We start from the raw sequence: 12,431 nt of genomic DNA on the forward strand, positions 1-12,431 counted from the left end.
GCGGATGCCATTGTTCGCGTTTGAAGGTCATGAGCCGACGGTGAGCGCCGGGGCGTGGATCGCGCCGACCGCCACCCTGGTCGGGGACGTGCGGGTGGAGGACGAGGCGTCCGTCTGGTACGGGGCGGTGCTGCGGGCCGACTTCGGGCCTATCGTCGTCCGGCGGGGAGCGAACATCCAGGACGGGTCGGTCCTGCACGGCGGCTGGGACCCGGTCACCGAGATCGGCGAGGGCGCGACGGTCGGGCACCTGTGCGTGGTGCACGGCGCGGTCGTCGGCCCCGAAGCGCTGATCGGCAACGGCGCGACGGTGCTCGACGGCGCGGTCGTCGGAAGCCGCGCCCTTGTCGCGGCCGGCGCCGTGGTGCCGCCGGGGATGCAGATCCCGGCTGGTATGCTCGCGGCGGGCGTGCCCGCCCGGGTCGTCGGCGAGCTCAGCCCGGGGGCGAAGCAGTGGGTAGACACGAACCCCGCCGTCTACCGTGCCCTCGCCCGCCGACACGCGGCCAGCGTGCGGCCCGTCGGCTAGCTCGCGAACGCGGGCATGACCTCGGTGGCGAACAGCTCCGCGGAGCGGAGGGTCTCGGCCGCCGTCATGTCGCCGAAGCACAGTTCGAGAGCCATGTAGTTGATCCCGCCGACGTCGCGGTGCCGGGCGACCCAGGCGCGGGCGCCCGCCGGGTCGCCCGCGTAGAAGTGACCGGTCGCGTGGATGCCCTCGTAGGTGTCCGCCGACAGGACCGCGGGCAGCGGCACGTCGAACCTGCGCCACAAATGCTCGAAGTTCGACCTGAACCGGACGAACGCCCGGTTGGCGATCGCCATCGCCGCCTCGTTCGTGTCGGCGACGACCACGGAGCGGGTGATGCCGAGCGGCGGCAGGTCCGTCTCGGCGCGGCCCTGGGCGGCCCACTCCGCCCGGTAGGCGTCGGTCAGCGGGCGGACCCGTTCGGACGGGACCAGCGCCATCATCGGCATGGCCAGCCGGGCGCACCACAGCGCCCGGTCCAGCGTCCGCGTCCCGTACCACAGCGGCAGCGGCCGCTGCACCGGCCGGGTCACCACCGGCGCGCCGTCGATCTGGTAGTACTTCCCGTGGAAGTCGACGACCTCCGCGGTCAGCCCCGCGCGCAGGATCTCGAACGCCTCGTTGAACCGGTCCTGTGCCTGGTCGCCAGGCACGCCGTGGAACCCGGTCTCGATGGGGGAGATGCCGCGCCCCACGCCGAGGTCAAGCCGCCCGCCCGTGAGCTGGTCCAGCGTGCACGCCTCCTCGATGACGCGCAGCGGGTGGTAGAGCGGCAGGATCGAGATCAGCGTGCCGAGCCTGAGCGCGTGGGTGCGCTGCGACGCCGCCGCCAGCATCAGATGCGGCGAGGGCGTGATGCCCAGCGGGGTGCCGTGGTGTTCGGCCATGTGGTAAGCGCGGTATCCGAGGCGCTCGTACGCCTGGACCAGGTCGAGCCGCTCGGCGATCTGCCGGGCGGGCGGGCGGCCGGAGGCGTCGTTGTGGTCGAAGACCCCGAAGCGCATCGTCGTTCCTCCACGGGGAGCGCGGTCTGGCATAGACAGTCACCACTGTCCGTTCGGGATAATGCTCTTAAATCCCGCCGATACCGGCAACGACGATTTCCACAACGGTTTGCGCGAACTCTTGGGTCAGCGGCGCATGGCCGTGCAGCAGCCGGTGACACAGCGCGCCGTACAGCAGGTCGATGGCCGCTTCCACGTCGGTGCCCGCCGGGATCTGGCCGCGCGCGAGCGCCCGCCGGAAGGCCGTCCGCGCCTGCGCCCGGCGCGGCTCGACGAACCGTTCCCTGTACATGGCGCCGAACACCGGGTCCGTCCGCGCCTCGGTGATCAGCGCGCCGACGATCCGGCCGTACGGGCGGTCATCGGCGCGGTCGAGCCACGGCCGCAGCAGCGCGAGCAGGTCGCCGCGCAGCGTCCCGGTGGCCGGCGGATCCTGCCCGGTGGTCGCCCACTGCTCGTGCAGCGCGTCGAGCGCGAGCGTCTCCTTGCTTGGCCACCAGCGGTAGATCGTCGCCTTGCTCACCCCGGCTCGGTCGGCGACCGCGTCCATGCTGACCGCGGACAGCCCGCGGGCGAGCAGGAGTTCGGCGGCGGCCGCGAGGATCGCCTGCCTGGCGGGCTCGCTGCGCGGGCGGCCTTGGCCGCGTGACCGTGCCCGCGGCTCGGCGCTGCCCTGGTTCACCCTGTGATTTCGGCGATGTCCGCGTCGGTCAGCGTCAGGCTGGCGGCGGGCAGCAGCGGGTCGACCTGCGCCGGGCTGCGGAAGCCGACGATGGCGCCGTCGACCGCGGGGTTGCGCAGCGTCCAGGCGATGGCGACCGCGCCAGGGGTGGTGCCGTGGCGTTCGGCCACCTTCGCGACGCGCCTGGCCAGCTCAAGGTGCCGCGTCAGCTGCGGCTCGGTGAAGCGGGCGTCGCGCTTGCGCCAGTCGTCGTCGGGCAGGTTCGCGATCCGCTCCCTGGTCATGGCCCCGGTCAGCAGGCCAGAGGCCATGGGGGAGTAGACGATCACGCCGATGCCCGCCTGCCCCGCATAGGGCAGGATCGCGTCTGCCGCGTGGCTGTCGACCAGCGAGTACGGCGGCTGCAGCGTTTCAGCCGGCGCGATCTGCGCGATGCGGCGCAACTGCCCGACGTCGAAGTTCGACACGCCGATGTGCCGGACCAGGCCGCGCTCCTTCAGCTCGGCCAGCGCCGACCAGCCCTCCTCGAGCTGGTCCGCCGGACGCGGCCAGTGGATCTGGTACAGGTCGATCGCGTCGACTCCGAGCCTGGTCAGGCTGGCCTCGGCCTCGCGCAGCAGGCTATCGCGGCGCAGGCTGCTCACGATCGTGCCGCCCGGACCCTCTAGCCGCGAGCACTTGGTGAAGACGTACGGCTTGCGCGCCAGGCCGGAGATGGCCTTGCCGACAACCTCCTCGGAGTGCCCAAGCCCGTACACCGCCGCGGTGTCGATCCAGTTCACCCCCTGGGCGAGCGCGCGCTGGATCGCGGCGACCGACTCTTCGTCCTGCTGGGGCCCCCAGCCGAACTGCCAGCCGCCGCCGCCGATGGCCCAGGCGCCGAAGCCGATCCTGGTGATTTCCATGCCCGTGCCGCCGAGTGTGGTCGTGGCCAGCTCCGTCACGACGCGGCCTCCCTGTCGACAAGAAACTGAACGGATAGTTTTCATTCTAGCCCTGGGAATGCCACTACAGTCGTGAGGTGGCCAAACCCCGCAGCCGATGGCGCGTACGGGCGGTCGTCGCGTGCGCGCTGGCCGCCGCGCTCTGCCAGGCCGTCGCCGGCTGCAGCTCCAACGCCGGAGCGGTCCTGCCCGGGCCGGGCCCCCAGGAAAGCCAGACTCCGTCAGCGGTCGCGCCGTCAGACGGCCCGACGACGGCCTCCCCGCAGGCCGCCTGCGTCACCGAGGTGTACGGACGGATGACGGAGGCACAGCGTGTCGGCCAGCTGTTCCTCGTGGGCCTGTCCGCGGACGCTGCCGGGCCGGTGACGACCGCGGCGCTGCAGCAGTACCACTTCGGGTCGCTGCTGTTCGGCGCGGACACCTCCGAGGGCGTCTCGGCGGCGAGCGCCGCGACCGCGCACATGCAGTCGCTTGCCACGGCGTCGATCACCGGCGGCGTGCGCTTCTTCGTGGCCGCCAACCAGGAAGGCGGTGAGGTGCAGGCGCTCACCGGCCCCGGGTTCTCGGTGATGCCGTCCGCGCTGACTCAGGGTTCGTGGTCGGTCGCCACGCTGCGCGAGCAAGCCGCCCTCTGGGGCGGCCAGCTGCGGGCGGCGGGGGTGAACCTCGACCTGGCGCCGGTGATGGACGTGGTGCCGTCAGGCACCGCGAGCACGAATGCCCCGATCGGGGAGCTGGACCGGGAGTTCGGCTTCTCCCCGCAGGTCAACGGCGAGCATGGCGCGGCGTTCATCGCGGGCATGGCCTCGGCCGGGGTCGCGACGACCGCCAAGCACTTTCCCGGGCTCGGCCGGGTGACGGGCAACACCGACTTCACCTCCAACGTGGTGGACACCGTCACGACGCCGACCGACCCGTACCTGAACTCGTTCCGCGACGCGATCAACGCGGGCGTGCCGTTCGTGATGGTCGCGCTGGCCACGTACACGAAGATCGACCCGTCTCATCTCGCGGTGTTCTCGCCGGTCGTGATGCGCCTGCTCCGCTCCGGGCTGGGCTTTCGCGGCGTGATCATCTCCGACGACCTCGGCGACGCCGCCGCGGTGGCCGCGATCCCCGCGGGGCAGCGCGCGATCGAGTTCCTGTCCGCCGGCGGTGACATGATCACCTCGCAGTCGCTGGCCCCCGCGGAGACGATGGCGTCCGCGGTCCTGGCGAAGGTGGCCGCGGACCCCTACTTCGCCGCCGTGGTGGCCGCGGCCGTGACGCGCATCCTGGACGCCAAGCAGGCCTATGGCCTGCTGCCATGCTGACGGCGCTGGCTGGGGCGAGCCGCAATCTGTTCGTCCCCACTTGCCCCAAGCCTTCGCGGACCTGACATGCTGTAAGAGTGAGCGAGGAACAACAGCGGCCAGCCGGCTTCCGGATGGCGCGGCTGTGGCGGGCAGCCGACAAGAGCGGCGTCCCACTGCGGACGATCGTCGTCGCGGTGCTCGTCGTCGCGTTCTTCTACCTGGCAGGCAAGCTGGTCTACCGGCTGCGCGACGTGGTCCTGCTGATGCTCGTCGCCGGGTTTGTCGCGCTCATACTCAACCCGCTCGTGCTCCTCCTGCAGCGCTACGTGGTCCGGCGCCGCGGCCTGGCCGTCACCGTTGTCACGCTGCTGGCGCTGCTGGCGTTCCTCGGGCTGGCGGTGGCATTCGGCTCCCCGCTGGTGAGCGCCATCACCCACCTCGCCGACAAGCTGCCGTCGTACGTGCAGAGCGTGCAGAGCGGCAAGGGCTGGCTCGGCGAACTGGCGCGCAAGTACCACGTCCAGCGGTGGGTGTCGCAGAACGCCCCCAAGCTCGTGACGTACGCTCAGGACCTCAGCAAGCCGGCGCTGACGATCGGCGAGGGCGCGCTCTCGCTGGTGGTCGAGCTGGCCACGATCTTCATCCTGGTGCTCCTGCTGCTGCTGGAGGGGCCAAGGCTCCGCCGCGGTTTCCTCAGCCTGCTCGCGCCCGCACAGGCGGACGAGGTCAACCGGGTGGCCTCCGAGGTCAACCGCGCGGTCGTGGGGTTCATGCTCGGAAACTTCCTGACCTCGGTCATCGCGGGCGTTGTCGTGTTCGTCACCCTGCTCACGCTCGGCGTCCCGTTCCCCCAGCTGTGGGCGATCTGGGTCGCGCTCGTCGACTTCCTGCCGATGATCGGCGGCGCGCTCGCCGGGATTCCGACCGTGCTGTTCGCCGCCGGCCATTCGGTGGTCGCCGGCGTCGTGACGCTGATCGTGTTCCTCGTCTACACGCAGCTCGAGAACCACGTGCTGAACCCGGTCGTGATGAGCAAGACCGTACGCATCAGCCCGCTGCTCGTGCTGATCTCTGTGCTGGTCGGAGCGTCGGTCGGGTCGTGGATCGGCGGGCTGTTCGGCGGGTTCGTCGCCGCGCTGCTCGCCATCCCGGCGGCAGGCGCGCTCCAGGTAGTCGTCCGCGAGGCGTGGCGGGTATCCGGGTTGCTGCCTCCCGTGCGTGCCGACGACCGAGGGACGGCGGCGAGCCGGCCCGCCGCCTCGGCTACGCCGGCCGCGCCGGCCGGTGAGCCGGTGGCGCGCCCGGCGCCTGCCCCGGCGCCTGCCCCGGCTCCGGCCCCGGCCTCGGCCGAACGGGTCTCCATCGCCCACCCGAAGTAAACGGGTCTCCATCGCCCACCCGAAGTAAGAGAGGTGGGGCCGGAATACGAGGCCTGCCCGCAGGAGCGCACGTGAACGATGCCGTCACCCCCTTCCGCGTCGGCCTTTCTGAGGCTGTCGTCGATGACCTGCGCGAGCGGCTGCGCCGGACCCGGTGGCCGGAGCCCGGGACCGCCGGCGGCTGGTCGCAGGGCACCCCGCTGGCTTGGGTCCGCGAGCTGTGCCGGTACTGGCTGGAGGACTACGACTTCGCCGCCGCGCAAGAGCGGCTCAACCGGTTCCCGCAGTTCCGGACGGCGATCGACGGCCTTGACATCTGCTTCGTCCACGTCCGCTCCCCGCATCCAGGCGCGGTCCCGCTGCTCCTGACGCACGGCTGGCCCGGCTCGGTCGTCGAGTTCGGCAAGGTCATCGGCCCGCTGAGTGACCCGGTGGCGCACGGAGGGGACGCGGCTGACGCGTTCCACGTCGTGTGCCCGACGCTGCCCGGCTTCGGGTTCAGCGGCAAGCCCGCCGAACCGGGCTGGGACCTGTCCCGCATCGCCGACGCCTGGGACCAGCTCATGAACCGGCTCGGCTACCCGCACTACGGTGCGCAGGGCGGTGACTGGGGCGCCCGCGTCACCATCGAACTCGCCCGACGGCACCCGGCCAGCCTGGCCGGCATCCACCTCAACATGGTGCCCGCCGTCCCCGCCCCCGGCACTGAGGGCGACGACCTCACCGACCGGGAACGAGACGCCCTGCAAGCCCTTGCCCGCCACCGCGGCCAGGGCCAGGGCTACGTAGCGATCCAGTCAACCCGCCCGCAGAGCATCGGCTACGGCCTGGTCGACTCCCCGGCGGCGCTCGCCGCGTGGATCGGCGAGAAGTACCAGGCGTGGAGCGACAACGACGGCGACCCCTCAAGCGTGTTCACCCCGGAGGAGATGCTCGACAACATCATGCTGTACTGGCTCCCCGCCGCCGGGGCGTCGGCGGCCAGGATCTACTGGGAAACCGCCGGGAAGCTCGCCGTGGACCCGGTGACCGTCCCGGCCGGCTGCTCCATCTTCCCCCGTGAGTTCTACCGTCCCTCGCGCCGGTGGGCGCAGCGGGTCTTCCCGGAGCTGCGCTACTGGAACGAGCTGGGCAAGGGAGGCCATTTCGCCGCCCTGGAGCAGCCGGAGGCGTTCACCGGCGAGGTGCGGGCCGCCTTCCGCGCTTTCCGCTAGGCTGCCAGTCGCGTCACGCTCACCGCCGTGCCCCCGGCCCGGCGAGGGCGCGCCCGGCGAGCTCCCCGGTGAACGCGCCGCCGCTGATCGTGACCTTCCCGTTGACCAGGACCTCGCTCACCCCCGCCGACAGCTGGTGCGGGTCGGCGAACGTCGCCCGGTCCGTCACAGTAGCCGGGTCGAACACGACGATGTCGGCGTACCCGCCCGCCCGCAGGACGCCGCGGCCGGACAGGCCGAGCGTGGCGGCGGGCAGCCCGCTCATCCGGCGGATCGCGTCTGCCAGCGGCAGCACCTTCTCGTCCCGGACGTAGTGCCCGAGGACCCGGGCGAAGCTGCCGTACGCGCGGGGGTGAACGGGCGCCCGGAGGAACGCGCCCTCGGGCGCCATCGAGGTGGCGTCGGAGCTGATGCCCGTCCATGGCCGGCGCAGCGCGGCCCGCAGGTTCTCCTCGGACATGGAGAAGTACGCGGCCTGGATCCGGGAGCGGTCTGACGCGATGAGGTCCAGCGCCGTCTCAAGCGGGTCGGTCCCGCGGGCGGCGGCGACCTCGGCCAGCGTCCGGCCCTGCCATTGCCGGTTCTCCTGCGCGGCGACCCGGAGGATCAGCACGTTCTCCGCTTCCGATACGCGGCTCCAGCGGCCGGAGGAGGACAGTTCCGCGCGGATCGCCGCCCGGACCCCGGGGTCGCCGAGCCGGTCGTAGAGGGCGGCGGCACCGCCCTCGTGGTACCGGTCGGGGATAACGCTGGTCAGGCCGCCGGAGCCGGCCGTGTACGGGTAGACGTCGGCGGTCACCGGCAGCCCGGCGGACCGCGCGTCCTCGATGAGCGAGATCGCGCCGTCCATCAAGTGCCAGTTCGGCCGGCCCAGGGCCTTCAGGTGGAACACCTCGCCGCGCAGCCCCGCCGCACGGACGATCCCCAGGAACTCGCCCAGGGCCGCGTGCAGCTGCTCCCCCTCGCCACGGACATGTGAGGCGTAGCAGCCGTCGTAGCCGGCCGCGACCTCGCACAGCGAGGCGAGCTCGCCGGTGCCGGCGTAGCTGCCGGGCGGGTAGACCAGCGCCGAGGCGATGCCGAGCGCGCCGTCGGCCATCTCCTCGGCGGCGACCTGGCGCATCCGGTCCAGCTCGGCGGGCGTGGCGGGGCGGTCGCTGTAGCCGACGGCGCCCGCGCGCAGCGTGCCTTCGCCGATGAACGACGCGACGTTCTGCGCGGTGCCGCGCCGCTCGACGTGCCGCAGGTACTCCGACAGCCTGGTCCAGCTCACCTCGACGTCCAGGTACCGGACGGTGTCCTCGAGCTCGGCCTTCAGCCGCGGGGTCAGCGGCCCCATCGAGGTGCCCTCGCCGAACACCTCGGTGGTGACCCCCTGGGTCAGCTCGCCGAGCGACCGCGGATCCAGCAGGATGCTCAGGTGCGAGTGGCTGAGGATGTTGATGAAGCCGGGGCACACCGCCTTGCCCGCCGCGTCAACAACGGCCCCCGCCTCCCGCGGCAGGCCGCGACCGACCGCCGCCACCCGGTCGCCGCGGACGCCCACGTCAGCCCGCACAGGGCCAGCGCCTGAGCCGTCGTAGACATCACCGCCTGCGATCAGGACATCGAACATCGTTACTCCGTTCCGTCCGGGTAGGGCCCCTGCCGCTGCGCGCCGCACTGCTGACGGCGCTCAGGAAGGCGAGCGCGTCGCGCACTGCTGCGACGTCGTGGGTGCGGATGTAGTCCGCGCCCTGCCAGGCGGCGAAGATCTCCGCGGCGAGCGTGGCCGGCCCGGACCGGGTCACGTCCCTGCCCGTGAGCGCGCGCAGGAAGGACTTGCGCGACGGCGACACCAGGACGGGAACGCCGAAGGTCTCCTTCAGCTCCCGGATCTCCGCCAGTGCCATCAGCGAAGGTCCGGGGGTGCCGCCAAGGAAGTAGCCAAGCCCCGGGTCGATGACAATCCGGTCCCTGCCGATGCCGGCTGCCCGCAGCGCGGCCAGCCGCCGGGCGAAGAACCGGTACATCCCCTCCCGGACCGCTGCCTGGTCGGTCACGACTTCGGTGGCTGCCCCGTCCTCTTGCACGGCGTGCATGACGACCAGCCGGCACTGTGACGCCGCCAGGACCGGGTAGAGGCCAGGGTCACCGAACCCGTGGATGTCGTTGAGCCAGGCCGCGCCGGCCGAGACGGCGAACCGCAGGGTCTCGGGCAGGAACGAGTCCACCGAGACCGCGATCCCGTCCGCGGCGAGCCGCTCTAGGACCGGGGCCAGCCGCTGCCGCTCCTCCGCGGCGGAGACCGGCACGGAACCCGGGTGGCTGGCGGCGGGCCCCAGCTCGATCACATCGGCGCCGTCCGCGCGCAGCCTGCGGGCGTGCGCGAGCGCGGCTGCGGGGTCCAGGTAGCGGCCCCCGTCGGAGAACGAGTCCGCGGTGATGTTGACGATCCCGACGATGCGGGGGTTTCCCGCCGGAAGCAGCGGGGCGGATCGGGTGACTGGACTGCGCATGCGCGTGCTCCCGTAGACGGCATCGGATGCTCGCCCAGGCGCACGGCTGTCCCGGCAGTGTCCGGGAGGCCGCTCCCCGGTGGTACTCCACCCGAACGCCAGTCACGGCCCGCCATCACCATACGACACGGCCGCGAGCCCGTCTTTGGCCGTCTTCACAGAACGGGACCGGGGGACACTGTCGGTGCGTGACCATGACCGCGGCGCATTACAGGTCAAGGATGCCGCACCTGAACGCCGCCGCAGGCCCGGACGGTGCGCTCACCGGCTTTCCGCGGGGGCTGTTCACGGGCAAGCCTGGCACGAATTCAGCGGCGCCGGCCTGCCTGGCTGGCTGTGGCCCACGTTCGTGCTGGCACCCCAGTTCCGCGAGCAGCGAGGCGGACAGCCGGGCGTCGCGGCTGCCTGGGCTGTGCAGGGTGAATATCCTGACCGCCGCAAGCGCGTGCGCCCGTGCCCGGTCACGGTCGCCGAGATCGCGGTTCGCCTTGGCGAGCTGGTAGTGCGTGTAGGCGATGGTCTGGGTCTCGCACCCGCTGTTGTGGGCAGTCTCGAAGGCAAGGGTCAGCTCCAGGGACGTGCGTGCGAGCGCCGCCTCGCCGAGCAGCAGCAGGGCGCGGGCCTCATGCCGGCGGCTCACCGCGGCATTTGGCGAAGTTGCGCCGAACAGCCGGTCACGGGCCGCCCGGATGTCCGTCACCTCGGTGAGCGCCCGGCGGGCGAGCTGGCGCCGCTCCTGCTCATCCGAGCTTTCCTCGGCCTGCAACAGCAGGGCCTGCGCGAACACTGAACGGGCCATCAACGTCACCGAATGATGCGGACCGTAGCGCGCGGTCCGGGCCCGTACCTCGTCCTGGGCCAGGCTGGTGACCATGGCCAGGTCGGTCTCACCCCGGCGATGCCGGTACGCCAGGGCCAGGTTGGTCCTGGCGATGGAGGTCAGGTACGCGCCCTCGCCGTGCTGGCGGCGGTGGTAATCCAGCACCCACCGGAGCCCGTCGAAGACCGGCGGCGCTGTGTCGGCGGTCTCCCTGCGCGCGTTCAGGGCACGCTCACGCAGCCGGACCATCTCGGGTTGGGACGCGGGCAGCGATTCGCTGAAGAACCGCGCCAGACGTGCCCACAGCGCCGGACGCTGATTGCCGCGCGTTCCCGCGATGTGCAGGTTCATCGCGGTCCTGGCCAGCAGCAGCACCGAGTGATGGCTGACCGGGACCAGCACCTCAGGCTGGTAGCGCCGCGGCCCGCCCGGCTGGCCGGGCGGTAGCTGGGGCAGCCCTGCCAAGGTCCAGTCCGCCGCTTCGGCACCTGCGGCGAGCAGGGCCATCGCGAAGGCGCAGGCGCGCTCTTGTTCGTCAGGCGAGCGCCGGTCGAAGACGTTGAGTGCCTGGGTGGCGCCGCGCAGCCGGGCCGCCGCACATGCCTGTGCGTCCGCCGCCAGGACGGGATCAGTGGTCACGGCCCGAGTCCTTTCCTGGCGGGACGCTGGAGCGGCTGCCGAGCGGGGCGCCCGTGCGGCCGGCTCGCTGCAGCGGCGTTACGCTGGCGAGCAGCGACGTAAGGCTGTGCAGCATGACTTGGAGCTGGTCGGCCTGATCGGGAGTGAGCACGGTTTCGCCATCGCCGGCGTGGATGATCCTGTCTGACAGCTCCGCGACCGCGCGCAGCGCCTGATCGGCGAGCGGCGCCGCAGGCGGGGCGAGCAGCTGGCGCACGTCATCGCGTACCGCGTTAAGCGCGCCAAGCGGCGTCATGCTCACGTCATCAAGGACGGCCCGGATGATCTCGCCGGCCAGCTCAGTAAGGCGCGCGACGGCGGCCGGCCCGCCTGTCTGGCGGCCGGAGCACGCGACGAAGACCGCCATGTCCTCAGGCACGCAGGGCGGCACGCTGACCGGCTGGTACGCGGCGAGTGGCCGCTCGTCGAGCGCCCACGCGGCGAGTGCACGCAGGTACGCGAAGGCCCACTCGAGCGTGGTGAGGTCTAGCTCGTCGGCCACCAGGACGACGCCCTCCCGATACGGCCAGAACCCGGCGATCTTCGCCTCGGCGAGGAACGCCTGCGTCGGCCGTACGGCCGGGTCAGGCCCCGCCCAGCGAGTGATGGGCTGGCCGCGCTGCTCTTTCCTGTACCGCCGGTAGACAGGCTCGGCCCCCGCGTAGTGCGCGCGCTCGGCCACGAGCTTGAGCAGGCGAGGCAGGTCTACGGGCGGCTGTCGCCACCCGGTCGCCGATGGCTCCGCCTGCGTGTTGCCGGCCAGCACCGCCCGCAGAGCCGCGTAGTCCTTGATCCGGTCCGTCCATGCCCCGGCGCGATGCGCGCGGCTCGCGTCCTCGTACCACCGCGCGGTACGCGTCACCGCAAGCTCTTGCCTAACCGATGGCATGCCCCACCCCTGGCTACCGCTCGAACGCCCTGATCGACAGTATCCGCAGCCCAGCGTTCGCCTGGGTGGCATTTTTCTGAAATGTCCGGCAGAGCCGGACGCTAAGTCGGCCCGCTCCGGGCGGCGGTTCGGGTGCCGGACGAATTCTCGCATTCGACCGCGATCTGTTGAATTGGGCGTCCGGCGGGTGGCGCTCTTCGATACTGGCTCATCGGACGCATCGAGAACGCGCGGCTGGCGGCCAGGCGCGAAGGACCGCCGGACGAACCAGGCCAGCGAGGTCGACGTTGACCGGGTTCGCGGAGCAGCTGCCGGTACGCGGCGTGTATTGACGGTCATGAGAGCGGCATCCGCGTGCCGCACGTGATTCCTAACCAGGAGGCAGCCGTGCTGGGCAGCTGGCACACCGCGAGATCCAGGATCTCGGTAACCATACTTACCGCATGAATGCTCCGCTAAACGGCATCTTCGATGTAAAAATTTCCTTCAGCGGCCGCGG

General features: G+C 71.8%; 11 protein-coding genes and 1 riboswitch. Of the genes, 4 read left to right on the forward strand and 7 right to left on the reverse strand.

Annotated elements, in window-relative coordinates; all coding sequences use genetic code 11:
* Positions 1-529: gamma carbonic anhydrase family protein (locus tag Q1N79_RS17680; protein WP_300610203.1), on the forward strand; the 529-nt coding region annotated here is incomplete at its 5' end.
* Here the strand turns inward: Q1N79_RS17680 and Q1N79_RS17685 are convergent.
* The 3 genes from Q1N79_RS17685 to Q1N79_RS17695 all read right to left on the reverse strand — a co-directional run bounded on the left by Q1N79_RS17685 (position 526) and on the right by Q1N79_RS17695 (position 3,159).
* Positions 526-1,533: an LLM class flavin-dependent oxidoreductase gene (locus tag Q1N79_RS17685; protein ID WP_300610205.1), complete on the reverse strand. Its 1,008-nt coding sequence runs from the start codon at positions 1,531-1,533 to the stop codon at positions 526-528. The genes Q1N79_RS17680 and Q1N79_RS17685 overlap by 4 nt on opposite strands.
* A gap of 67 nt (positions 1,534-1,600) precedes the next feature.
* A complete protein-coding gene (locus Q1N79_RS17690) occupies positions 1,601-2,215 on the reverse strand; it encodes a TetR/AcrR family transcriptional regulator (RefSeq protein WP_300610208.1) in 615 nt (204 codons plus the stop codon).
* The gene (locus tag Q1N79_RS17695) at positions 2,212-3,159 is read right to left on the reverse strand and encodes an aldo/keto reductase (protein ID WP_300610211.1); all 948 of its coding nucleotides are present in this window, start codon (positions 3,157-3,159) and stop codon (positions 2,212-2,214) included. The genes Q1N79_RS17690 and Q1N79_RS17695 overlap by 4 nt, the downstream gene beginning before the upstream one ends.
* Before the next feature lie 77 nt (positions 3,160-3,236).
* Here Q1N79_RS17695 and Q1N79_RS17700 point away from each other — a divergent pair, with 77 nt between their 5' ends.
* The 3 genes from Q1N79_RS17700 (at position 3,237) to Q1N79_RS17710 (ending at position 7,047) form a co-directional block, all read left to right on the forward strand.
* Positions 3,237-4,472, forward strand: coding sequence for a glycoside hydrolase family 3 N-terminal domain-containing protein (locus Q1N79_RS17700; RefSeq protein ID WP_300610213.1), 1,236 nt, complete (start codon positions 3,237-3,239; stop codon positions 4,470-4,472).
* 77 nt (positions 4,473-4,549) lie between these two features.
* Positions 4,550-5,833 (forward strand): AI-2E family transporter, encoded by a 1,284-nt coding sequence (locus tag Q1N79_RS17705; protein WP_300610215.1) that lies wholly within the window; start codon positions 4,550-4,552, stop codon positions 5,831-5,833.
* A 71-nt stretch (positions 5,834-5,904) separates the two neighbouring features.
* Entirely contained in the window at positions 5,905-7,047 is a 1,143-nt protein-coding gene (locus Q1N79_RS17710; protein ID WP_300610218.1) for an epoxide hydrolase family protein, read from the forward strand.
* 19 nt (positions 7,048-7,066) lie between these two features.
* Here Q1N79_RS17710 and Q1N79_RS17715 read toward each other — a convergent pair whose 3' ends face one another.
* The 4 genes from Q1N79_RS17715 to Q1N79_RS17730 all read right to left on the reverse strand — a co-directional run bounded on the left by Q1N79_RS17715 (position 7,067) and on the right by Q1N79_RS17730 (position 11,905).
* Complete coding sequence (locus Q1N79_RS17715) at positions 7,067-8,662, reverse strand: amidohydrolase family protein (RefSeq protein ID WP_300610220.1); 1,596 nt, start codon at positions 8,660-8,662, stop codon at positions 7,067-7,069.
* Positions 8,634-9,545, reverse strand: coding sequence for a dihydropteroate synthase (gene folP / locus Q1N79_RS17720; RefSeq protein WP_300610223.1), 912 nt, complete (start codon positions 9,543-9,545; stop codon positions 8,634-8,636). Before folP ends, Q1N79_RS17715 begins: the two co-directional genes overlap by 29 nt.
* A gap of 25 nt (positions 9,546-9,570) precedes the next feature.
* Positions 9,571-9,661, reverse strand: a riboswitch (ZMP/ZTP riboswitch).
* Positions 9,662-9,753: 92 nt separating this feature from the next.
* Positions 9,754-11,004, reverse strand: a complete 1,251-nt coding sequence (locus tag Q1N79_RS17725) for a hypothetical protein (RefSeq protein WP_300610226.1) — start codon at positions 11,002-11,004, stop codon at positions 9,754-9,756.
* Positions 10,994-11,905: a hypothetical protein gene (locus Q1N79_RS17730; protein WP_300610229.1), complete on the reverse strand. Its 912-nt coding sequence runs from the start codon at positions 11,903-11,905 to the stop codon at positions 10,994-10,996. The genes Q1N79_RS17725 and Q1N79_RS17730 overlap by 11 nt, the downstream gene beginning before the upstream one ends.
* Positions 11,906-12,431 lie beyond the last annotated feature (526 nt).

The sequence above is a fragment of the Trebonia sp. genome, assembly GCF_030042015.1.
In the GTDB taxonomy this organism is placed as follows: domain Bacteria; phylum Actinomycetota; class Actinomycetes; order Streptosporangiales; family Streptosporangiaceae; genus Trebonia.